Annotated in this window: 16 protein-coding genes, 1 tRNA gene and 1 other RNA gene; 5 read left to right on the top strand and 13 right to left on the bottom strand. The window is 58.9% G+C overall.

From position 1 onward, the window contains the following. Positions 1-82 precede the first annotated feature (82 nt). Positions 83-955 (bottom strand): nitroreductase family protein, encoded by an 873-nt coding sequence (locus tag PMW70_RS06040; protein WP_117629824.1) that lies wholly within the window; start codon positions 953-955, stop codon positions 83-85. A gap of 213 nt (positions 956-1,168) precedes the next feature. Between PMW70_RS06040 and PMW70_RS06035 the strand changes: the two genes are divergently transcribed. After that, the gene (locus PMW70_RS06035; protein ID WP_271744188.1) at positions 1,169-3,469 is read left to right on the top strand and encodes an LTA synthase family protein; all 2,301 of its coding nucleotides are present in this window, start codon (positions 1,169-1,171) and stop codon (positions 3,467-3,469) included. Between the two features lie 704 nt (positions 3,470-4,173). Here PMW70_RS06035 and PMW70_RS06030 read toward each other — a convergent pair. The 9 genes from PMW70_RS06030 to PMW70_RS05990 all read right to left on the bottom strand — a co-directional run bounded on the left by PMW70_RS06030 (position 4,174) and on the right by PMW70_RS05990 (position 18,428). Then, entirely contained in the window at positions 4,174-4,872 is a 699-nt protein-coding gene (locus tag PMW70_RS06030; RefSeq protein ID WP_117564342.1) for a hypothetical protein, read from the bottom strand. A 2-nt stretch (positions 4,873-4,874) separates the two neighbouring features. Beyond that, positions 4,875-5,456, bottom strand: a complete 582-nt coding sequence (locus tag PMW70_RS06025) for a hypothetical protein (RefSeq protein WP_117640426.1) — start codon at positions 5,454-5,456, stop codon at positions 4,875-4,877. Between the two features lies 1 nt (position 5,457). Next, positions 5,458-10,929 (bottom strand): RHS repeat domain-containing protein, encoded by a 5,472-nt coding sequence (locus tag PMW70_RS06020; protein ID WP_271744185.1) that lies wholly within the window; start codon positions 10,927-10,929, stop codon positions 5,458-5,460. Between the two features lie 3 nt (positions 10,930-10,932). Then, positions 10,933-11,580 carry a hypothetical protein gene (locus PMW70_RS06015; protein ID WP_271744183.1) on the bottom strand — a complete coding sequence of 216 codons (648 nt, stop codon included), beginning with the start codon at positions 11,578-11,580 and terminating at the stop codon, positions 10,933-10,935. Between the two features lie 89 nt (positions 11,581-11,669). Then, positions 11,670-12,401, bottom strand: coding sequence for a SipW-dependent-type signal peptide-containing protein (locus PMW70_RS06010; RefSeq protein ID WP_271744181.1), 732 nt, complete (start codon positions 12,399-12,401; stop codon positions 11,670-11,672). Between the two features lie 70 nt (positions 12,402-12,471). After that, a complete protein-coding gene (locus PMW70_RS06005; RefSeq protein WP_255413454.1) occupies positions 12,472-12,993 on the bottom strand; it encodes a signal peptidase I in 522 nt (173 codons plus the stop codon). An 846-nt stretch (positions 12,994-13,839) separates the two neighbouring features. Beyond that, positions 13,840-14,391, bottom strand: coding sequence for a flavodoxin family protein BilS (bilS, locus tag PMW70_RS06000; protein WP_271744180.1), 552 nt, complete (start codon positions 14,389-14,391; stop codon positions 13,840-13,842). A gap of 323 nt (positions 14,392-14,714) precedes the next feature. Further along, positions 14,715-16,574 (bottom strand): ABC transporter ATP-binding protein, encoded by a 1,860-nt coding sequence (locus PMW70_RS05995; RefSeq protein ID WP_271744179.1) that lies wholly within the window; start codon positions 16,572-16,574, stop codon positions 14,715-14,717. Then, positions 16,575-18,428 (bottom strand): ABC transporter ATP-binding protein, encoded by a 1,854-nt coding sequence (locus tag PMW70_RS05990; protein WP_271744177.1) that lies wholly within the window; start codon positions 18,426-18,428, stop codon positions 16,575-16,577. 213 nt (positions 18,429-18,641) lie between these two features. Between PMW70_RS05990 and PMW70_RS05985 the strand changes: the two genes are divergently transcribed. Next, entirely contained in the window at positions 18,642-19,610 is a 969-nt protein-coding gene (locus PMW70_RS05985) for an LPXTG cell wall anchor domain-containing protein (protein WP_271744175.1), read from the top strand. A 353-nt stretch (positions 19,611-19,963) separates the two neighbouring features. On the opposite strand, the gene ffs is transcribed toward PMW70_RS05985, so the two are convergent. Next, an RNA gene (gene ffs, locus PMW70_RS05980) (signal recognition particle sRNA small type) lies at positions 19,964-20,059 on the bottom strand. Between the two features lie 454 nt (positions 20,060-20,513). Further along, entirely contained in the window at positions 20,514-22,295 is a 1,782-nt protein-coding gene (tadA, locus tag PMW70_RS05975; protein WP_271744173.1) for a tRNA adenosine(34) deaminase TadA, read from the bottom strand. A 51-nt stretch (positions 22,296-22,346) separates the two neighbouring features. On the opposite strand from tadA, the gene PMW70_RS05970 reads away from it, so the two are divergent. After that, positions 22,347-22,436 (top strand) — tRNA-Ser (locus tag PMW70_RS05970). Positions 22,437-22,439: 3 nt separating this feature from the next. Here the strand turns inward: PMW70_RS05970 and PMW70_RS05965 are convergent. Continuing rightward, a complete protein-coding gene (locus tag PMW70_RS05965) occupies positions 22,440-23,024 on the bottom strand; it encodes a TetR/AcrR family transcriptional regulator (RefSeq protein WP_271744171.1) in 585 nt (194 codons plus the stop codon). Positions 23,025-23,235: 211 nt separating this feature from the next. Between PMW70_RS05965 and PMW70_RS05960 the strand changes: the two genes are divergently transcribed. Continuing rightward, positions 23,236-23,787: a LemA family protein gene (locus PMW70_RS05960; protein ID WP_199585352.1), complete on the top strand. Its 552-nt coding sequence runs from the start codon at positions 23,236-23,238 to the stop codon at positions 23,785-23,787. Between the two features lie 301 nt (positions 23,788-24,088). Then, a partial coding sequence (locus PMW70_RS05955) for a hypothetical protein (protein ID WP_271744170.1) occupies positions 24,089-24,350 on the top strand: 262 nt, incomplete at its 3' end.

Here is a 24,350-nt window from a genome sequence, read left to right as displayed (position 1 = left end):
AGCTAGATAAACATTTATGCGGCCTTTAGGCCACCGCGGCGATATGGAATGTGACAAAGGGATGCCCCCTTTGTCACATTCGTCATTTTCCGAGCCAGTTTTTGAACCACCACTCCATAGAGCGGCTCATCTCGGCCATAAAGGGACTCGTGTGCTTACGGGTGTAGATATCGACGACGCGCTCGCCCACCTCGCGGGCGTGCGGGCGAAACATCGCGTCCATCTCGGCCACCTGCGCATCCAAGGTCGCGGCGTCGGCGCGACAATAACGCTCCTCATGCACCAGGTTCACCACGGGATGCGCGATCGCCGGGCGCTCCTTGCGGGGCGTGCCGATGATGAGCATCGACAGCGGCATGGTATAGGGAGGCAAGTCCAGCAGCGCGGCGACTTCCTCGGCGTTCTCGACGACATCGCCGATATAGCAGCTCCCCAGCCCCAGGGCCTCGGCGGCAACCACGGCGTTTTGAGCGGCGATCATGGCATCCTGTGCCGCGATGGCAAAGTCGCCCAGGCCCGGCGCACGACGTGGCGACTTGCCCGTGCGCTCGACAAACTCGGGCTCAAAGCAACCCACGTGCTCAAACAGATCGATCCACTTGGCATAGTCGACTACAAATATGAGTGCCCAGGGCGCCTTGGCGATCATGGGCTGATGATCGCACAGGTCGGCCAGGCGGTCCAATGTGGCCTGCTCACGAATGCTCACGATGGAATACATCATCATGGCGCCTGCCGACGGCGCACGGCTCGCCGCATGCAGAATCGCCGCCCGCTGTTCGTCGGTCACCGCCACGGGACGGTCATCGTCATCACGCGCGAAGGCACGCGTAGACGAGCGATGCTCCAAGATGTCCAGTACCGCGTTGCCCGTAGTCTCGACCGGATAGCCGTATGTATCCACGACCGCAGCTCCGTCGCTGCCCATGTCCGCCTTGCAAACCTGCTCGCTCATCGCCCTACCCTCGCCATTTCTTTAAGAAGCCTTTACGTTTCCGTGTAATTCCCGTCCATTATCGCGCAGGTCGCCGCTACATTGCGCAACACCACCACGCACGCGCGTTATTATGGCTGGTTGTTGTGCGCAGTCACCAAATGCAGCGCATATCTTGGTAACAATCGGGTAAACCCCCGCTTTCGTAGGTTTTAGTTTGTGAGGAGTCTCAGCATGTTCGCTGCCGCCATCTCGCTCGTCGGTCTTGCGGCGACCGTCTACCTTGTCTTGCGCGAGGCCAAGGCCATTCGCGCTCAGTCGGGCACCGTTGCCAAAAGCGCTCTTGGGTGGAGCGTCGCCTTCGGCCTGTTCCAGCTCTTTTTGACCATTTGGGGCGCCATTGGCCTCGTCGCCCAAAACGAGCCGCTCGCCTTTGTGATGCTCATCCTGACCAATGCCATCCTCACCGGCTGCGCTTGGGCCAGCATCGCCCGCGACCGTATCGCCCCGCGCGTCTTTGCGTTTGCCGCGCCCGACGCCCCCGCTCCCACCGGCAAGCTCGCCCGTCTGCGCGGCGCCTTTGTGGGCAAACCGCTCGTCGCCGCCGTCCTGTGCCTGCTGCTCGCCGGCGTCTTTGCGCTGCTGGGCATGGAGGTCTCGTCCAACCACGACTTTACCTGGGTCTACCCCCTGTGCATCCTGCTCGAGTGGGCTATCATCACCACGCTCATGGTCGGCCTGTTCTTCCTGTTCCAGCGCCACGGCGCGGCTCCCGCGGTCCTGGCCTTTGCCCTCTTTGTCCTGGGCATTGCCGAGTTCTTTGTCATCACGTTTAAATCCATGCCCATCCAGCCGGGCGACCTTTCGGCCATCTCCACCGCCGCCGCAGTCGCCGGCAACGGCTACACCTTCTCCATCTCGCTGTTCTGCGTGCTGTCCATGGGCTTTACCGCCATCGCCATGCTGCTATGCGAGTACGCCGGCCTGGTGGCACCGCACCGTCAAAAGGGTGCCGCCAACGCCAAGCGCATGCTGCTCATCAACCTGCTCGTGGCGGTGCTGTGCCTGGGCGGCGTGACCGCGCATGTCACGCTTATCGACTACTACAACACCCTCGGCATCACCGTCTACACCTGGCGTCCGCTCGAGAGCTACTGGCGCGAGGGCTACCTGCCTGCCTTTATTAGTGCGGCGCAGTCCATCAAGCCGCCCAAACCCGCCGACTACTCCGTCGACGATGCCAAGACCACGCTCAAAAAGTACGCCAAGGCCTACGACAAGTCCGACGCGGCCAAGAGTGACGAGCGCGCCGCCGCAAAGGAGCAGTTCGACAGCGAGAAGCCCACGGTCATCGCCATCATGAACGAGACGTTCTCGGATCTGTCGGTCTACCAGAACATGCGCGCCGGCTACGAGGGTCCGCAGTACTTTAAGAGCCTGTCCAACTGCCTCAGTCGCGGCAAGCTCTATGTGAGCGCCTACGGCGGCGGTACCGCCAATACCGAGTTTGAGTTTATGACCGGCAACTCCATGGCCAACCTGGGCTCGGGCGTGTATCCCTACACCATCTACAACATGGAAACGACTGGGAACCTGGCAGAGCAGTTCAAGTCGCTCGGATATTCCACCACGGCCATGCACCCCAACCACGCGACCAACTGGAACCGCGAGAACGTCTACAAGGACTTTGGCTTTGACCAGTTCCTGTCCATCAACGACTTCCAGGGAGCCGATACCCTGCGCGGCATGGTGACCGACCAGGCTACCTACGACAAGATTCTTGAGCTGCTCGACCAGAACGCCGATCCGCAGTTTATCTTCGACGTGACCATGCAGAACCACTCGGGCTACGACACGGGCCTGCTGCCGGTCGACAAGCAGATGCACCTGAACATCGACACGACCGACCTGGACGCCAAGACCGTCGAGGACGGCACGCTCTCCGATGTCGACGAGTATGTCTCGTGCATCGAGCAGTCCGACCAGGCGCTGCGCTACTTCCTTAACGCCTTAAGCAAGCTCGACCGCAAGGTGGTCGTGGTGTTCTGGGGCGACCATCAGCCGTTCTTCCCGTCCAAGTTCAATGACAAGTGGTTTACCAACGAGGACGACGCCACGCACCAGGAGCGTCTGTGGCAGACCGACTACATCATCTGGGCCAACTACGACGTTGCCGGCTGCGACCAGACAAGCGAGGTCGACGACTTGTCCACCAACTACCTGTCCACGCAGCTTATGCAGTTGATCGGCGCACCGCTGTCCGACTACCAGAAGGCGCACATGACGCTGCGCAAGTCGCTGCCCGCCATCAACTCGGTCGGCTACGAGGACGCCAGCCTGCGCTGGGCGCTCTCCTCCAACGTCACCGGTGACGACGCCGCTGCCGCAGCCGCCACCAAGGCGCGCGAGGATTACGCCAAGATGCAGTATTACGAGATGTTCCGCGACGGCAAGAACGTGTATACCGAGCACTTCCAGACCGAGGCCAACGAGACCGACCCCAACCTGGCACCGGGCACGACGAAGATCAAGTAGCGGGTCGCTCATAACTGAAACGTCTGTCCGGGCGGAGGCATATAAGGTTCCCTGCTCGGACAGTCCTGCGCAAGACGGAGGCCACATTAAGTGGCCTCCTTTGCGTGCGGAACTCGCGATGAACCTTATATGCCTCCGCCCGGACAGACGCCTTGTTGTTGGAGCACGGCTTGTCATGGGGGTATCCGCTGAACATATATAAGTTGAAGGCCACATTAAGTGACCTTCTTTGTATTCGGAAAGTGTGTCCCGGAATCTGCCTTCGGAATGGGACGCAGTTTCCGCTTGAGGGCCTGTTGGGAAAGCGCATCCCACTTCAAGAGTAAATTCCGGGTCGCACTTTCCGCTAAGGCTCTCAACCGGAAAGTGCATCCCATTCCAAGCCTTAATTCCGGGACATAGTTTCCGGACAAGACATCAACCGGAAAGTGGGGACCACTCTGAGCGCCGATTCTGGGACACACTTTCCGAAACACCGCCCATCCGGAAAGCCCGTCCCGCTCTGAATACATCCGGGCATGGAATATCCGCTTATTAGGCCTTCCGTCAATAAAGGGGCGCCCTCCCGAGCGGCGGGCTCGAAGTTCATCGCGAGTTCCGCACGCAAAGAAGGCCACTTAATGTGGCCTTCGTCTTGCGCAGGACTGTAGAGCAGGGAACTTCGTGCCCGCCGCCCGGGAGGGCGTTGCGTTTAGAAGATGAACCTAGCGCTTATCCCTCCGGGACAAAAGAAGTGCGGCTATAAATGCGATGATTGCAAGTGTCAGCAACACCAAAAGCAACGTGAGCGTGTTGTCGCCCGTTGCCGCCAGACCAAGCAAGCCGGGCTTCTTGCTGTCAGCAGACTGCACGGGAATCTTCTCGCCATCGTCCTCGGCGGTAATCTCCCAGCGAATGGTCTTGTTTGCGTCGGCAACCTCGTTGCCCACCGATGTCGGAACGTTTAGCTGCAAATTAAGCACCGTGCTGCCATCGCTCGTAAACGTGGCGATTTGCGTGGGATAAGCGAACGCGCTGCCCGGTGTTCCTGTCTGGAGCCAACCTGCAGAGCCATCGCCCGCCGACGCCGTTAGGGTAATGGGCGACAGCAGGCGTGCCGTCTCGTGATCGACAACGGCACGCACAAACACGCGCACCTGGGACTTTACGCCCGTGGCACGAATCTCTATCTGCTGATCACGCACATCGCCAGGCATCAGATCTTTAAAGGCCAAAAACAGATCGGGCTCCCCCGAGGAGTCCGTCGCCCCCGAGACCGTCAGCTGACGCGCATTTCCGTCATAGGCAATCGCGGGAGTATCGGCAAACGCACGGGCGGGAACAGCGAGCGCGACCACGCAGAAAATGGCCGCGACCATGCAACGCAAGGAGCGCGCAACACCTTTACGAATCGGGAACGCCATACTTACGCACCTCCATGCGGCGGCACCAGCACGTCATTCTCGACCGAGCAACCCCATGCGTCGTGCACGGCCTCATCGGGCGTCGCCTGGACCGCCTGAGTGGAGATATCCACGACAAGATTGCGACCTTCGGTTGCCTTGAGCTCGGTAACCCTATTAATGAGCACGCCGGTTTCCGCGCCAGGAGCGACGGGCGACGTCCAGTAATAGAACCCGTCGCTCGCCTTAACCCAGTTATAAGCCGAGTTCGCGCCCGAGGCATCAGCCACGCTCCACGCAATCTCGTAATCCGCCTCACCCTTCGGCTCCTCCTTCGGCTCATCCCACAGGCGTGCGCCATCCTGGTCCTGCCAGTAGATATCCACTGCAGCACGAATATAGGCGGGCGCGGTACCCGTGTTCTTCGCCTTGACATCGCTTTTCACTTTGCCGTTGAGCGTTTCCTGAACCGATGGCGTCACCGACCCGATGCCGAACTGGTTGACCAGCACGCCCGTAACCGAAAGCCAGGCCAACGTGCCTGCCGTACCGGCCAGGAGGATAACCCCCACCAGCAAGGCGATGATGCGCTTGCGCTTGGACATGCTAATCCTCCTTCTTTGCTACGTTGCCGTTGCTCCAAACGTTATGGGCACGCTTGCTGCCGTCGATCCATTTGTCGTTCACACGCGTGTTCGTGCAGGTGAACGTGGCATCGTTCGCGCTCGATGCAGCGGAGATAGTCGCCTGCGCCTTATCGCCCGGCTGCTTGCCAGGGACGCCGATTTTGTTGCTGTAGCGCCATGCCCACGCTGAGTCCTCCTCGACGGTGTAGATACCCGCCGGGACCGCAAGCTCGATAGCGCCGGAGTACCAGGCGGAACCGTCCTTCAGCTGCGCATCCGATGACACCGTTACCTCAACCGTGCGCTCCTCCAAGGCGTTGCCGTCCATGCCGGCCCGGGAAACCTTGAAGCGGAACGTCTTGCCCTTCGCCCAGCTATCCTGGGTTTGCTTGACGATCTTGAGCGTATGCGTAGCGGCGAAATCGAACACCGCATTGCCATCGCTCTGAGTGCCGTCGCCCGTGAGCTTGTAGTCCAAACGATTCGTCAGCTCAAACGAGCCCTCGCCTGAACCCGAACTGTAAAGCGAGACATACTTCCCGTTGACAGGCGCAGGAGTCTGGCCAGGAAGACCATAGCCCACGCGGTCAACGTGCACCGTCAGTTGCGTGCCCATGAAGGGCTTTGCAAAGCAAGCCTTGAACGGCGCCTTATCGCTCTTGTCATCTATCGTGTTCGCGGCATTGGGATCAAGCAACCACTTGAGCTGCCCGGTCACATTCTTAGGGCTCGCATCGTCCGATGTGTCGTTAGCGACGACCCTATACGTCACCGGATACAAATCCATGTTGGCTGTAACCGGTTTACCCTTGAAGTCGCTCCACGCCACAGCTTTGTCGCCATTAACCCACTGCCACTCCAAGAACAACTCCTTCAAGCTGCTATCCGCTCGCTCGCCCAGGAATGCGACGATTGCGGAGTAGGCTTCGGGATCGTAGGCCACTTCCTTTGGCTCCATGACGGGTTCACCCTTGTCGTCATAGACCGGGTTGCCGTTCTCGTACATCTTGGGCACCTTAACTGTCTGAACAAAGCCGGCATTGCCATCCTGGCCACGCAGAACACTCGTATCGTTCGGGTCTACCGTAGCGGTGTAGATGACGTTGCCTTCGGTGTCGTGATAGCGCACTTTAAGCGGCGTCTTCTTGTACACCGCAGTGTAGGTCACGCTCTCAAAGGGCTCGCTGCCCTCGAGGGGATACTTCTCATCGTCAGTCATCAGGGTGTACTGCCCGTCATTGACATAATCGCGCGACCAGCCGACAAAGTCGTACTTGGTGCCGTCAATGCCCACAACCTCCTTGACAGCCTTGACCTCAAGAGAGATCTGGTCGCCGGAATCAGTACGGCCGAGACCGCGGACAAGAGCAGGATTCGCGAGATTTAAGTCGATGTTCGATTGAACGGTAACCAGGCTGGGACGGTAGACCGGGTACAGCTCCATGGGGGCCCTGACCACGGTAGAAGCACTCACCATGCGGATACCCTCCGACCAAGCGACATAGCCCTTGACAGGTGCCGGCTTGGCTTCCGTCCAGCCCACGAAGGCGTTGAACGCACCTCCTGTATCCCTATCGATAGCGCTGACGTCATAAGTGGGCTTCGGGATGCCGCCATCAAGGTTGCCGAGCATATCGCCTTGCTGAGCAACTTTGCCGTCAACATCTTTGGCATTGAGATGGTACACGACCGCCAATGGCGAATAGTACGCCACAAATGTATAGGCCCCGCCGGGTTCCACCTGATGGGAATACGAGTTATCGCCGTTAGGTTCGATCTCTTCAACTTCGCCATTCGGAAGCTCGATCTCAACCTTCTGCAACTTATACAGCTCACCGCCTGCTTTATAAACCGGAGTCGTGACGTCAGGGGTCACCGTTGCCGTAGCAGGGTCGGTGCCCGCGTTGATAACGGGATCGATGTCGTACCTAGGCACATTGACCTTGTCCGTGCCCTTAAAACCGGCGCGATACAGGTTGGTGGTGTACCTAACATCGTACTTCGCGTACACCGGATAGGCATCCTGCCACTGGGTGACCTTAAAATCTGGTTTCACCAGATACGGTTCGGCCTTATCCGGGTCAGAAGTGGTGAAGGAATCGCCGGCGACGTCGTAGATATAGTTCCAGACGGCAGAATCCTTCTGGACCTCGGCAGTCGAAATCCAGCCCAAGAACTTATAACCCGGCACCGCCATCTCCGCATCGGTCGGAGAAGACTCAAGGGTCAAGGGGCTTTCATAAGAACCAGTTAGCCCGTCCTGCGGCTTTCCTTTTGCCTCAACCGAGGTGTTCACATGCGGGTAGTAATACGTGAACGTCGGATCCGCCCCGTTCACCTTGGCCTGCAGCAAGTTACTCTCATAGCGCCGCGTGGCAGTCCTCACGACATTATCGCCCTTGTTGTAGAAATTAACGTCCGTGGTAATCATCGCGCGAACGTAGTACTTCTTATCTGTACGCACCATGCTCTCGATGGGATTTTTCACATATGTCCAATATTCACCATCGCGCTCAAGCGTCCAGAAATTCAGGCGATAGCGATCATTCACCGGTTTGACCGTTACGTTCAGCGAAGCCGAAGTCCAAGTATCGCTTAGCGTTGCAGCGCCTGGAAAATCGGTATCGGCATAGAGGTTTTTTAGAGTATCGGCTCCCGTATCGTTTTTAACGTTGTGCGAGTACGCGTTAAGGGGACTCACGACAAGTGTTTCCTTCGTGAAGCGTGTGCCACACGTTTCATAACTATCCTTTATACCGTGGTCAACATGCTCCGGGCCCCAGTGGACGACGTTTTCACGCACGAAGGTACTACCGACGTTTTCCTCAAAGGGCGTTTGATAGCGATTCCAAACGGAACAAAGTAGCTTGCTGTCCGTAAACTCATGGTTGGTATAAGCCCGAACGTAATAATCCACTCGGTACTCAAAGCGGGCGATGTAGGTATGCGGCGCGGTTAAATCGACATCGGCGGGGAGCGTATAGCTGGGATCGCGGCTTACGCGCACCTCGAGCGGGGCATCCTCGGTTCCCTTGTTTTCATACCAACCCAAGAAGCGATAGCCGTCGGGCAGGGTGCCGTCCTTGGATATAGCATTGCCGGATACATCGAGCACCTGCACGGTATACGCGCTTGTGCCATCTTCTGCAGTCCCAACCTTAACGTAAGTTTTGCCCACGCCTTCGCGCTTAGTTTTATCATCCGGGTCGTGGCCTTCAAACTCCGTCAGGATGTTCGACACGTAGTCGCTGTACACGGGATAGAAATCGGTAGGCCCGACCACGGTGATCTCGCTACCCGCAGGATAGAATGCTCCCTTGTTTTTCAGATCAGCCAGCTGAGTAGAGGTGATGGCGGCATAGGCACCGTTCTTCCCGGCCTCGTTGCTAGGCTGCGAGGTCCAGCCGATAAACGTTGCGCTGTCGGAAAGCCCCTCGCGGTCTGCAGGAGCCGTAGGCGTCACATCCACACCGTAGCGATACCAATCAACTGACTTGTCGTGCGCATCACCGGTTTTCCAATCAAGCGTCTCACCCTTAACGTTATAGAACAGCACCTGCGCCTCGTATGAAGCGATAAAGAGGTCGTTACCCTTGAAGCCGAATTTTTCATCGACGCCGCTTCCGTTGTCGGCGGTGTAGGTCGAAGCCTTATCGTGGGCCGTGTTCTCCTCGACGCGCTTGTCAGCAGCGACAGCAGCAGCATCGGTCTTGCCGTCAAACCAGCTGTTGTCTTGTCCAATTCGGTTCACACGCACGTCGGGCTCGCGGAACCAGCCCATAAAGCGGTAGCCGTCGTTCGCCTTACTCAGCCCCTCAGGCTTTGCGGAGGTATCCTGCCTAAACGTCACCGATGTATCGCCCTGGGCCAAGCCCTGAGCCGTTCCCGCCAGCACGGCGCTCACGGCAAAGGCGTACGGATCCGAGGTCTTCTGTTCAATTCCAAGTTTGGTCGCCTCGATGGTCGCGGTGCCCGCGCCGGGAAAATCAATCGTCGCCTTAACGCTCTGGCCATGCACGGGAATATTCAGCGTGTAATCCATCGCCCACTCATTGGGGTGCTGGCCACCCAGGGCATCGTCGTTGTCGGTCGAGCGCATGGTGCCGGCACAGAAATCGTAGTCGTGCTCTTCCCACAGCTCGCGCGTGGTGTAGCGCTCGTCATCCCATGGACCATAGCCATCACCCTTGGTGGTGCCGTCGCCGCCAAACGAGGGGATTTTCTTTTTGGCAGGGTTGCCCTGGCTGCTGCCTTTTAGGCTCACACTCGGCTTAAAGTAGCATTCGGTAACCGTGGCGTCACCCTTGTTGGCGCGCGCAGCAATACCGCCCAGGTTCACATCGTTTTGAATGATGGGGATCACGGCGATGGGATTGTACTGACGCGAGCTCAAGTCACCCGCAAAATGGCTTCGAACGAGCTCGTTGCCCTTTTCGGTTAGAATACGACCCGCCAAGCCACCCGTCCACGCACGCGTCACGGCGACGACGCCCACGTACGACGCGGCATAGCTGTAGCACTGCGCCGTCGAGAAGCAGTCGATAATCTTGGCGTTACCCGCCATGCAGCCCACAAAACCCGAGGCGTACACGTTGTTGCCGCCCAGAGCGCCAACAGCCACGTCGTACTTATTGGTAACGTCGGTCATGCCGTTCTTGGCAACCGAGCCGTCTCCGTTGCGCGTAGGCGTAACGCGGCAGTACTCAATCGTCGAATTTGTAACGTAACCGGCAAACGCCGCCATATACAGACCCTCACCGCCGAGCGCCTGCACGCCCGAGGTCGTATTGTTGACGGCACGGCCGCCACGGACCTCGCAGTTGTAGAGGGTGCAGCCGTCGAGCTCGCCGGCGATAAGACCGCCCTCAAAGCCTGCGTTGGTAATGAGGTTGAGAGCATTGTTGGCGCAGGTCACGTGCAGCGTGCTCTCCATGACCATAACGTTTTCGAAGCGCGTATTGACGGCCTTGCCCACGATAATGCCACCGCGGAAGTCCGCCCACACGTTGGCGTCCTTGACCAGGAAGTTTTTGATGGTGGCACCGTTGGTCTCGGCAAAAAATCCCGTATCGCGCTCGGGGTCAAAAGCGTCTTTATCGTAGTTCAGGCCCTCAACGGTGTGGTTTTGACCATCGAACACGCCCTTAAACGGATGCTCCTTGTTGCCAAACGACAGATGCTTAACGGTGTTTGCAACGATGGCTTTCATGTCGTCGCTGTCGAGCTCAATGTCGTTATCGAGATAAACGTACCAGCCGGACGTATCGCGCTCGCGCGACAGCGCCACACACGACAAAAAGTCAGCCTCGTTTTTGATGTGGAATTCGTTTTTGTTCTCGGGCACGTCCTCGGCATGCACCACCGTTGGCAGCGCCATAACGCAGCAAAGGGCAATCGCTGCGACGGCAACCAGCCTGCTAAGCATGCCCCGGTTTATGTTCTTGATCTTCATAGGCTAGTTCGCCTCCGGCCAACCCTCGACGTCAAGTACGTCGAGGGCGGTGTCGCTTGCCTGCTGGTTTTTGGCCTGCACGGCCTGAACATCGATATCGAGCTTGAATGAGCCGCCGCGCGCGGCATCGTGGTAGTCGCCCACAAAGCGCAGCGAGTCCATGAGGCTTTCCGTCATGGCGCCGGGGTCGAGCGTGCCGCCACGCCCGGCCAATCCGCGGTAGTAGTACCACCCATCGCCGCCATCGATCCACGGGGACCCCTCGCCCGCGTTCACATGAAACGCAACGCTGCCCGAAGCATCCGCGCTCGAACCGTCGGGCGCCACCGACGTCATGTGCAGACGCGCGCGAACGTACTCAGGCTGCGTGCCGACGTTCTCCACGCGCACAATGCGGCTGATGTCAGAACCCCCGGCCTTGGTGTCGGGATAGTCCCCGTGCTCGTTGGGCTCAAACGGAATCTCCTCGCCCTGCTCGTTGAGGGTGTATTCGCAGACTCGTACCTTCACGCTGCCAAACGATAGAACGTTGTTCGCCGGAACCATATCAACGGTAAAAGCCAGCGTGCCGCACAGGCACGCCAGGGCCAACAGCGCCATCGCGGCAAGCGCCAAGGTGCGTTTCTGATTGTCGGAAAGATTGTTGAGCATTACGTTCGCCAATCGTCGATTAAAGGGGAGCCGAGATCCCGGCCCGAAAATGGGGATGGGGAGCGGGCCGGGATCTCGGTGGGGAGGGATTAAGCCTGAGCCTGAGTCTTAGCCCATTCCTTGGCCTGCTCAAGGGCGTTGGTGGCCGCATCGGCCTTGTCGCCCTTCTGATCAGCGCCGAAGATGTAGCAGGAGACTGTCATAGCGGGCTTTTTATCTTTAACGACATCCGCGTTGTTCATGCCAGCCGGGATATGCACGGTGCTGAACAGCTCACCGGTGTAAGCAGCCTTGCCATCAGCGGGAGTAAGCTCTGCAGGAGTGCTGGTGCCATCAGCGGTATACATGAACAGACCGCTCACGTACTGGCCTTCGCTACCGTTGGTCTTCACCTGGTCAGTAGCAACCGGTTTCCAGTTGGAATTAAGGGTGAAGTACGGGGTCTTGGCAAGGGCGTTTTCGGCGTCTGTCTTCACAATTGCGTTCTTCACATAGATGAACACATAGGAGCTATCGGAATCCTTGCCGATGCCGACGTTGGGGTTCTTATTGATGGTGGTGCCGGGAATCATCTTGGATTTATCGGTCCATTTGGTCTCGAACAGATAACCATCCACTGAGGGGTCCGTGGGCTTGTCGCCGGGCTTGTTCGGCTGGTCAGGGTTGGGCTTCACTTCAGGCTTGTCGATGCTGCCAACCGTGAACTCATTCACCTTGGTTTGGGTCGCCGTCAGCCATGCATAGGTGCCAACGCCGGCGGCCAGCACCAACAGCAGCAGGGCGGCAATGATGCCGTAGCGCTTTTTCTTCTTGTTTTCCATCGTTCTCTTCCTTTCGAGAATCGTTTTCCCCGGCAACGGCCCCTACCGCCGCCGACGCTTTTCCCTGCCGCTATGAACGCCGCTCCCTCGCATGCACGCGGGTATGCTTGCCCGCAGGCTCGTCGGGAACCATCCGATCGAGCACAATCGACGCCGCGGCCAGCAGCGCCAGAACGGCCACCACAACAAGCAAACCGGGCATCGTCGTGCAATATGCGTTAACGAAGCCCAGGTAAGGGACACAAAAAGAAACAGTGCCGATAACACTCGAAAAAGGCGTCTGCTCGGCATCGTGCATGATGCTTCCGTCTGCATTTTTGTTCGCAATTCCCTGCGTGCCGATCATCTGCGCGGCAGGGTCGATCTCGTACACCTGGTGCGTCACCACGGCGCCGTCCGATCGGTAAAAGGTTGCATTGTCGCCCACGGTAATATCCGTTGGCTCAACCTGGCGGACAAACACCATGGAGCCAACGGGAAGATCGGGTTCCATAGAGCCCGAGAGCACAGCAAAGGGCATGTATCCAAATGCACGAGGAACAAAAGAAACAACGGCAAGGGCTATGACAAGCGCGAACGCCAAGCTACTCAAAAGTGCAATAAATCGTTTGAGTCTACGCGCCGTCAAAGTGATAATTCATCCCCCTTGAGGACCTATTCGACCCATCCAAAGGTCAGCAAGTTTCAACAGGAACCGCAAGGCGCTTGAAAAGTGAGTCCGAAATAAGCCAATTTGGAATCTTTTCGTAATAAAAACATAGCGATGTGCTACACATTTTTCAATGTTTTGTCGCTAAATGCTACTAATTTTGGCGTAAGTGGTCATTTATCCCCAAATTGGTCTGCTTTATCCAATATCTGTGACTAACCCCCTACGCAACTTCCCCATAGAGGGATTATTTTTTTGCGAAACTAAAATAATGGTACCCCCCCCCCACATTAAAACAAATTGCTGGAAGTGCCCTTTATTTCCGACCCCTTTTACTGGAGTTTTATGACAGCCCCATCTAGTTCGCAGCCCATAACCCTCTGAAAACCGTGTCCCAGAATTCCCGTCCGGAGTGGGATGCGGCTTCCGCTTGTGGCCCCGTTGGGAAGCCGTATCCCGCTTCGATCACAAATTCCGGGTCGCACTTTCCGCCAAGACCCTCAACCGGAAACTACATCCCATTTCTCGGCCGAAAACTGGGATGCGGTTTCCACAGAGCCCCTCAACGGGAAACCGCATCCCATTCCAAAGGCAAATTCCGGGACGCAGCTTCCGCAACCCCACCCATCCGGAAATCCCATCCCACTCCGCACACATCCGGGCATAGAACAATCAGCTTATTAGGCCTTCCATCAATAAAGGGGCGCCCTCGTGTCACGAAAAAAGCCTCGAGAACTTCGAGGCTTTCACATTTGTATTGTTTTGCACGAAGGACCACGAACGGCGAAGCTACTCTCCCAGCACGGCCTTCTTGGCGGCTGCAGCCATGTTGTCCAGGTCTTCCTTGGTGGGATGGTCCTTCGCGGCAACCCAGTTGTCGAGCAGCATCTTAAATCGGGCGTTTTCGGGATCTTGCTCGAGCATGGCCTCGTAGCGCTGCTTGACCGCGGGGCCCATCTTGCCCTGGCACATCGCCCAGCCCGCAAGCTCGGCATCCCCAGCCAAATTGGAAGTTACGCGATCAATAATCTGCTGGTAATAGCTCTGGTCGGCCCCAAAGCCGCAGGTGCCAAACAGGAAGACGCGCTTGCCGTGCAAGGCGGAGAGCAACGCCGCGACCGACGGCGTGCACGCGCCCTTGTCGCACCAAAAACCGACGAGCACCGTGTCGGCCGCGCAGGCGCCCTGCGCCTCGAGCGCAACCTGATCTGCGTCCGCATCGTCGCTCAACGCCGCGGCGTGGACAAACTCAACGCCCGCAGTCTGCAGAGTGCGCTTGATCGCACCCGAAACCATCCTGGTATTACCGCTCTTGCTGTTAACCACCAAAGAGCACGTCATAGTCACGTTGCCTCGTTTCCCCCAAAACTAAAGCCACTAATGCAATTTATTAGATGAATATCTTAGTACTAACGTGACAGATGTAAACCACCGTCTGTCGATTGGCGACGCAGACGACATCTTTGGACAGATTTCGAACAGTATGTACTTCGGATTGAAACCGCCGCAGAACGTTTCACGAATGGCCGAAAAACTGTTTCACAAAACGCCGTCAAATTGTGTCACGGAGTATCGTCAAAATGTTTCACGCGCTGGTAGAACGCTATATAACAAGATCGCTCTATGGGACAAACAAACCTGATTAATTTGCCCCACGGGCTTGCTCACTGGGCGAACTGGCTGCGGTAGAGTTCGGCGTAGAAGCCGTCTGCCGCCAGCAGCTCGTCGTGTGTGCCCCGCTCGATAACCTGGCCGTCGCGCATCACCAGAATGCAATCGGCGTTGCGGATGGTGCTCAGGCGGTGCGCCACGACAAAGCTTGTGCGACCTGCCATAAGCTTGTCGAATGCCGCCTGAACCTGCAGCTCGGTACGCGTATCGATGCTCGAGGTCGCCTCGTCCAGCAGCAAGATAGCTGGGTCGGTGAGCATGACGCGCGCGATGCACAGCAGCTGTTTTTGACCTTGGCTAAACGTGCCGCCGTCCTCGCCGATCACCGTATCGTAGCCGCCTGGCAGCTGCGCGATAAACTTGTGCGCGTGCGCGCGCTTGGCGGCCTCGACAATCTGCTCGCGCGTGGCATCGGGGCAACCGTAGGCAATGTTTTCGGCCACCGTGCCCTCGAACAGCCAGGTGTCCTGCAGCACCATGCCAAAGGCGCGGCGCAGGCTCGCGCGCGTGTAGTCACGCGAGGAGCGACCATCGACCGCGATGCGCCCAGCATCGATATCGTAAAAGCGCAGCAGCAGATTGATGAGCGTCGTCTTGCCACAGCCCGTGGGACCGACGAGGGCAAAGCGCGTACCGGGTTTGGCCTCGATGCAGATATCCTGCAGCAGTTTGCGGTCGGGCACATAGCTAAAGTCCACGTGTTCAAAGGTCACCTCGCCCTGCGGGGCGACAAGCTCCACGGCATCCGCCGCGTCGGGCTCCTGCTCGCGCGCATCAAGCAACGCAAACATGCGGCGCGCCGAGGCGTACGCGGTCTGGATCTGCGTGATGACGTTCGTGACCTCGTTGAACGGCTTAGTGTACTGGTTGGCGTAGGACAGGAAGATCTGCACGCCGCCCACCGTGAGCGCCGCCGGCACGCCCGTGATCACGCCCACGCAGCCGATCACGGCGACCACAGCGTAGATGATGTTGTTGATAAAGCGCGTACCGGGGTTGGAAAGCGAACCCATAAACTGCGCGCGCTCACCTGCCGTATACAGCTCGGCGTTAAGGGCATCGAAGCGCTGCTGAGCGCTCGGGCCGTAGGCAAACGCGTCCACGAGCTTTTGCTCGCCCACATACTCCTCGATATGGCCGCCGAGCCGGCCTTGAATGCGTTGCTGGGCCGTAAAGCTCTTGTTGGAGAGCTTTGCGATGGCGCCGGCCGCAAAGATGGAAAGCGGCGTGACGAGTACCACCACGAGCGTCATGGTCAGGTTGATGGAGAGCATAAACGCGAGCGTGCCCACAATGGTGATAACGCCGGTAAAGAGCTGTGTGAAGCCCTGCAGCAGACCATCGCCCACCTGGTCGACGTCGTTGACTACGCGGCTCATAAGGTCACCATGGGCATGGCTGTCGATAAAGCTGAGCGGCATGCGGCTGAGCTTGTCGCTCGCCTCCACGCGCATGTCGCGCACTGTCTCGTAGGACAGGCGGTTGACGCAGTAGCCCTGCAGCCACTGGAAGGCCGCCGCGCCCACCACGACAATCGCAAGCTTGGTGACGAGCGGCAGCAGCGCGTCAAAGTCCACCTGCCCGGCGGCAACGATGAGGTCGATGCCCTCGCCGATGAGGATGGGCGTATAGAGTTGTAAGATCACCGAGATGGCAGCGCTCACAAACGACGCCGTAAACGAAATGCGATGCGGACGGACGTAGCCCAGCAGGCGGCGAGCTACCGCGCCCACGGGGTAGCGCTCGGGGTCGCCGGGCTGACGCGGGCCGTCACCCAAGTCGTTGAGGTTATCGTTGCCGGACACGTTGGCCGTCATCGTGGCGACCGAACCGGAGGAAGTATACGGATTCATCTAGCAGCCCTCCTTTGCGCAAGTGGATGCCAGGGCGCACGCGGCGCCTGGGGTGGACGTGGACGTCGCGCTCCCCTGCTGACCCTCGAGCTCCTCACGACGAAGCTGCGACTGGCAAATCTCGCGATAGAGCTGGCAGGTCGTATACAGCTCATCGTGCGTGCCCAGGCCCGCGACCGAGCCGTGATCGAGCACGCAGATCATGTCGGCGTCGCGCACGGTCGAGACGCGCTGGCTCACAATCACCGTGGTCAGCGGCAGCCCACCCTCGGCGGCACCGCGCATGCTTCGTTCGCGAATGGCATGGCGAAGCGCCGCATCGGTCTTAAAGTCGAGCGCCGAGGCGGAGTCATCCATAATCAGGATCTGCGGCGAGCCCACCAGAGCGCGCGCAATGGTCAGGCGCTGGCGTTGGCCACCGCTGAAGTTCTTACCGCCCGCCTCGACCGGAGCATCTAAGCCCTGCTGCTTGTTACGCACGAACTCGCTGGCCTGCGCCATATCGAGCGCCGCCCAGAGCTCCTCGTCGGTCGCCGACTCGTCACGCCAGGTCAGGTTGCTGCGGATCGTGCCGCTCACCAGCGACGCGCGTTGCGGGACGGTCGCGACCACATGGCGCAGCTGATCGAGCGGCCAGGCACGCACGTCGGAGCCCATCACGCTCACGCTGCCGGTGCCCGCATCGTACAGGCGCGAGATAAGCGAGACGAGTGTGGACTTGCCGCTGCCCGTGCCGCCGATAACGCCGAGAGTCTTGCCCAGTGGGAGTTCCAGGGTCACATCGTTGACGGCATTTGCCGCGCCCGCGCCAAAGGAGAAGCTCGCATGGTCAAAGCTCAGCGCGGGAACTGGGGCGGCATTGCCCGGCTTGGGCAGCGCGACCGGCTGGTTGCCCTCGTCGGTGATGCTCGGCACGCAATTGAGCACCTCGTTGATACGCGACGCACTGGCGCTCGCCTTGGTAAAGACCACAACCAGGTTGGCGACGTACACGATGGAGGTCAGGGTCTGCGTCATGTAGTTCACAAACGCCATGACCTGACCCTGCGTGAGCTCACCCACGTTGACCTGGATGCCGCCCACCCACAGGATGGCGCACACGCCCAGGTTCATCACCAAAAACGTGACGGGATTAAGGATCGACGAGAGCTTGCCCACCGCGATGGCGGTATGGGCCTGGTCATCGGCGGCTTGGGCAAAGCGCTCGCGCTCATGGTCCTCGCGCACAAAGGCGCGAACCACGCGGGCGCCCGAAAGGCCCTCGCGGCAGATAAGCGCGATGCGGTCGAGCTTTGCCTGCAGCTGCTTGTAGTACGGGATACAGCGCGCCATGACAAACCAAAACACCAAGCCGATGGCGGGCGTGCAAATCAAAAAGATCATGCCGAGCTTAAGGTCAATGGCAAGGGCCGCGACCATGGAGCCCACGGCCAAGAAGGGCCAGCGGATGAGCATGCGTACGCCCAGCGCCACAGCGAGCTGCACCTGGTTAACGTCGTTGGTGATGCGGGTGATGAGCGACGGCGTGCCAAAGCGATCGAGCTCGGCATAGCTCAGTTTGTTGATGTGCTGGTAGAGCGCACCACGGATATCGGTGCCCATGCCCTGCGAGGTGAGCGCCGCCATCTTTTGGCAGACGAGCGTAAACGAGATGCCGATCACAGCCATGGCGCCAAGTACCATGCCGTAGTGGATAACGGCGTTCACATCGTGCGCGCCAATGCCCTTATCGATCATCTGGGCAATCACCAGCGGCGTAAGCAGGTCAAAGATCACTTCGATCAGCTTGCACGCAGGGCCGATCACCATATACCGGCGAAACTTACCGCCAAAACGCCTGAGCAGCTCAATCATGTATAGGCGCTCCCTATCATCATCCACATTCAATTCGAACCATGATAGTACGGTGAGCCCAAAAGAAGCGTAAACAACTCGTCATTTCTAATGGGATTCGGTTTCCAGAGAAGCGGAGAGGTGCACATGCCCGGTCAGCGGCGCGCCAATCGCTTGGTATACTTACAGTAGTGCTACCAGCCGAGCCGCCGACCCTTGAAATGAGGTGCCGAGATGAACGACATTCTCGCAAGAAGAGCAAGACGAGCAACTGTGGGCATCGCCCTTTCCGCGGCACTTGTCGCGGGAATCGCCCCCGCAACGGCGATCGCGGCAGAAACCAGCTCCCCCACCGGTGCAGTTGCCTTGCAGACGGAAGATGCGGCCACCGCAAAAGAAAGAGCGTATGCAGCCATGCAGGAAGCGCTCAAAAACCTCGAGGCCGCAAAAGACGCCGCAAGTCTTGAGAAACTTGCGGTAATCGATGATGACATTGCCGCTTTTCAAGAGATCTACGACATGGTGGTGACGGAAGCCGCCAAACGGAGGGAGCGCCTTCCCGCCATGCAAGCGAACGTCGATGCAGCCCAAGCCAAATACAATGAGGCCCACAACCGGACAAGCGGCCTTCAGGCAGAATTAAATAAGGCAATCGACGACGGAGCTTCTAACGAAACTATTAAGCAGTTGCGAAGTGAGATCATGTCGGCAGAAAGGCGAGAAAAATCTTGTGAAGATGATCTTCACCACTGCCAACGCCGGCTCGAAAGCCAGAAAAAACAGGTTCAGTATTTCGAAAGTGAGGCAGAGGAAGCCAAAGCCCACATCGATGAGGACATAGCCAAGCGAAATGCACTCCTCGGCGATTTGGAAAAGGCGCAAGCGGCCTATGACGATGCCTGCAAGGCATACGAAGAGGCGAAAGCCGCGGCAGATAAGGCCACCTCGCCCGAGATAACGAAACCCGCCGAGACGACAAAACCCTCCAGCTCAGCGCAACCGGCCGAGACGGCGCAGCCCGCCAGCTCGCCCGCGACCGGCAAAGACGCTCCATCGAGCTCCACCAAGCAAGCAGATACGACCACCGGCAAGCTCGCAAACACAGGCGACACAGCGCCGAGCGCAATCACACTCGCAGGAATCGCCGCCGCAGGACTCGGAATAACCGCCACAGCCACACGCCGCATCAAGAACTCAAAATAGCCGCCAGCGGTTATTGTCTTCGCCAATCCATAAGCCCATAGACAAAGAGGCCCGTTTCCCCAACCAAAACCAGGGAAACGGGCCTCTTTACTTGTAAAAACAAATGGTAATGCCACCATCTCTTGAAGCACATCGCCACCGCGCTCCAAACAACGCCAACGAGCAGCATTCCTTAAGGGATAGATTTAATTTAGGCTAACGCGCCTTTACGGGTGATTTTTGGACGAAGTGGTCCCGGTGCCGGCGGGCTGTTTGGTAGTCGAGCGATCCCGCAGGCAAAGCCGAGGACCAGCGAGACACCAAACAGCCCGCCGGCACCGGGACCGCATCGCGGCACCAAAAAAGCGCCCGTGCGCTCGATGGATTCGGATGCCCGACAGAGGCTCCTTATGGCTGCTTCCTTCCGGACCTGACCAGATTCGGAACATGTCGTCATCCGAACCCATCGAACGCGCTAGGCGCTCGGTATATCTTACCCGCTCCCGCCCGATGGGGCAAGACAGCTAATTTGGGACGGGGCTTTTTTGACTACTTTTTGACTGGTGGGGCATCAGGGTGGCGAAAGTAGTCAAGGAGGCCCCGTCCTAAATAGACTGATCTGGTGCTGTGCCACGAAAAGGGCCCATCTACTACGTTTAGGTCGCAGGGGTCGACCATAGCCGACTTTTTCGAAAATCGGCAAGCTTTCTACCTGCGGTTTTGTTTTTGCAAATTCCGGGATGGTCGAGGGTGGCCGGCTTAACGTAGTAGATGGTCGCATTTCGTGGCAAACGGTCCGACCCAAGACCCAAGGCAGCCAACCTCGAATGGCCATTCTCAAAGTTGCGGTGGAATACGGACTGAATTGGCCCCTTAAAGGCAAAAACACTCCGTATTCCACCGCAACTTATAGGGAGATAGGCCTTAGAGGCGAGCGAGGTCATAGGCTTGTGCGGCTGACTCGCCGGCGCAGATAAGGTTGGCTGTGGCTTCTTGCGGATCGAGTGCCCGCTCCAGGTCCATGGGCTTGCGACAGATCGGCAGTACAAGGTCGATGCCCTGCTCGTACACCGCATCCAGGTTGTCGGCGCGACCGCCCACGACAGCGGCCACCGGCTTGCCATATCGCTTGGCACGGCGGGCCACGCCCACCGGCGCCTTACCGGCGGCGGACTGCTCGTCCATATTGCCCTCGCCCGTTATGACCAGGTCGACATCGCGCACATGTTCGTCAAACCCCACGAGATCGAGCACCGTCTCCACACCCGAGTGTAGCTCCGCACCGAGTGCCAGCAACGCCGCGCCCAAGCCACCGGCAGCGCCCGCGCCGGGCACGCCGAGCACCGAGCCAAATGTCCGTGCGCCCTCGGGTGTGCGCAACAACCCCTGGGCCCGAGCCTCGACAATTGCCGTATCGAGTAGACGACCGTAGCCGACCATCCAGCTGTCGCACCTGCTCAGCGCCTCGGCGTCACCCGTCGGCAAGCCTTTCTGCCCGCCAAACACCGCTAATGCGCCCCGACGCCCCACGAGCGGATTCTCGACATCCGAAAGCACAACGATACGAGCGCCATCCAAAGCCTGCAGCGCTGGCGCCAAATCAACGCTCGCCACCCGCTCAAGGCCGGCAAGACCGGGGGCGATATCGCAGCCCCGATCATCGACCACACGCGCGCCCAGCGCCTGCAGCATGCCGGCGCCGCCGTCGTTGGTGGCACTACCGCCCAAGCCAATATAGATAGTCTTTGCACCCGCGCGAACCGCACGAAGCATCAGTTCGCCCACGCCATAGGTTGTGGCCGCCAACGCTGCCGATTCCGTGCAAGGCGAATACCCAATACCCGCCGTCTCGGCCATCTCAATGACCGCGGACTCGCGCTCGCCGTCCACCAGCATCCGGGCAGACACGCTCTTGCCCAAGGGACCCGCTACCTCGCAGGTCACAACCTCACCGCCGCACGCGGCAATGGCGTCGAGCGTTCCCTCGCCGCCGTCTGCCAGCAGCAATGTGCACACCTCGGCATCGGGCCACACGCGGCGCACACCTTCGGCGACCGCCGCCTCCGCCTGCGCACTCGACACACTGCCCTTAAAGGAGTCGATCGCCAGCAGCACACGGCGGGGCCGGCGGCACGCAGGACCAAAGTCAACCGCCGTGCCAGCATCCTCACCGGCACCTGCAAGCGCTGCGGCGTGAGCGGCGTGTGCTTCAAGCTCGGCCCCACAACCGCAGCCAGCATCATCGGCGCCACGCAGCCCACTAAAATAGCTACTCAGCAGCTCGCGGCATTCATCCGCCAGGACCCCAGCCGCCACGTTAAACCGATGATTCAGGCGCGAGTCGGCATTCAAATCGTATAGGGATCCCAACGCGCCCGCCTTGGCGTCACTCGCGCCATACACGCAGCGTCCCACGCGCGCGTTAACCATAAGCCCTGCGCACATGCAGCAGGGCTCAAGCGTCACGTAGACCGTGCAATCGGAAAGGCGCCAGCGGCCGAGCGACTGCGCGGCGGCGCACACGGCCGCAAACTCGGCATGAGCCGAAGGGTCCTGGTCGAGCTCGCGGCGATTGTGCGCCCGCGCGACGATCTCGCCGTCGCGCACCACTACGGCTCCGATGGGCACCTCGCCCACCGCCGCGGCGGCTCGCGCCTCCGCCAGCGCCTCGCGCATGAACTTCTCGTCGATTTCGGTGATCGTCATCGTTCGCCTTCCCTGTTGCAAATTCAAAACGATGCTATCATTACGACTCACGGAGAGATGGCAGAGCGGTTGAATGCGGCGGTCTTGAAAACCGTTGAGCGCGAGAGCGTTCCGGGGGTTCGAATCCCCCTCTCTCCGCCACTTTTAGTGATACACCGGCGTCATGGTCCGCTCGAACAGCGCATCGACCACGTCGGCCATCTCAGGTCGACGCTCAAGATCGTGGCCCGATTCCCACCATATCGTGAAAAGTCGAATAATACCGCCGGCGACAAACTCAGACGTCGTCTCGAGTGACACGGGGGCCAGGGCATCCTCGGCAAGCACGTTCATCACACGCTCGCGGATGGAGCGGGCAATGCGGTCGCAAATAACGTTTGTCAGCATGCCCGACATGCTGCTTGCCAAAATGTTATCCATGAGCTGCTCGTGCGCCAGAATCAAATCCATGGCATCGTCCAAAATCGCGTGCCGAAGCGCGCGCACGTCCTCGGCAGACACTGCGCCGGCCTCATCGGGCTGTTTTTGCGGCAAGCCCGACATGAGCTCATCGATATAAAAGGCAAAGTAATCGTTCTTGTCGCGAAAGTGCTTGTAGAACGTCGTGCGGCGAATCATGGCGCGGTCGCACAGCATGGCAACCGTCAGGTCCTCAAAACGATGCTCCTCGAGAAGCTCGGTGAAGGCATCGAACAGGGCGCGGTAGGTTTTCTTAATGCGAAGGTCCACTGGCATCGCCGTCCTCAGGGTAAAGACAACACTCGTCAATCTGTCGCATATCTTACACCTGTACCTCGCGCGCTTTGCCCCGGTGCCAACCCCACCGAAAACATAACGCTTACCGGAAAGTTCGGCACGGCAAAACGTTGCGGGTATACTAGTAGCGTTATACCAACGGCAGCTGGCGCATGCCGCCGCGGCCATTCGAAACGGAGACATCATGATTACCGTCATCATCGGCATCGTTGTTGTCATTGTGATTGTCTGCGCCATCGCCGGCATCTACAACAACATGGTCACCAAGCGTAACCGCATCGATAACGCCTGGCAGAACATCGATACGCAGCTGCAGCGCCGCAACGACCTGATCCCCAACCTGGTCGAGACCGTCAAGGGCTACGCCAAGCACGAGCAGGAGACGCTCTCCGCCGTGATCAGCGCGCGTAACACCGCCGTCAAGGCCACCACGCCCGAGGCCAAGATGGAAGCCGACAACGTGCTGACCGGTGCGCTGCGCCAGCTCTTCGCCGTAGCCGAGGCCTATCCCGATCTTAAGGCAAACACTAACTTTACGCAGCTGCAGGCATCGCTCGAGGATACCGAGAACAAGATTAGCTATGCACGCCAGAGCTACAACGATTGCGTGCTCAGCTACAACAACGCCATTCAGACGTTCCCGGCTGTCATCTTTGCCGGCATCTTCCAGTTTAAGGAGCGCCAGGGCTTCGAAGCAGCTGAGGCCGCCCACCAGGCACCGACCGTCAAGTTCTAGTAGTTTGGCAGCGCATCCTTAATCGGACAAATGTATAAACCGCCCCGTCGAATGCATACTTCGACGGGGCGGTTTCCTTTTTCGCGAAGGTCCCCCTCAAGGCGCCGTGCATTTTTGGGAGTATTCAGCACAGCCAAGAGCTTTGGGCTCCGCAGCAGAGGCGTTAGATAGCGAATGCCCCTGCAGCCTGAGACCCAGCAGCCCATAACACCGCCTATTATTCGCGAAAAGCATCGACAAGCACGGATTTTTGCCCGAACGACGATATGCAGGAGCCTTCGATTGCAGAATACTCGCAAAAATGCACGTCGCCATCACCCCCACATGGCGCGAACCAAAACAAAAGCGCGGCCTAAAAGGCCGCGCGCCATCTTTAATTCAGATCTATATTGCCCGTAACGGCAGCGCCGAGGTAACGCAGGCCCGAGGGCAACCTTCCTTTCCGGCGCACTCCGCAGGACGAAAGAACCTCCGCCGCACGAAGTGTGAACTGCCTCCCATTTCTTGGACACAAGAAATGGGAGGCCTTTTTATGGCTGGAAACGCTTTGTACGACGTCGGGA

Source organism: Collinsella aerofaciens (assembly GCF_028209625.1).
GTDB lineage: Bacteria > Actinomycetota > Coriobacteriia > Coriobacteriales > Coriobacteriaceae > Collinsella > Collinsella aerofaciens_AM.
The sequence above is the reverse complement of the archived record's forward strand: the minus strand, read 5'-3'. Positions and strand labels throughout refer to the sequence as shown.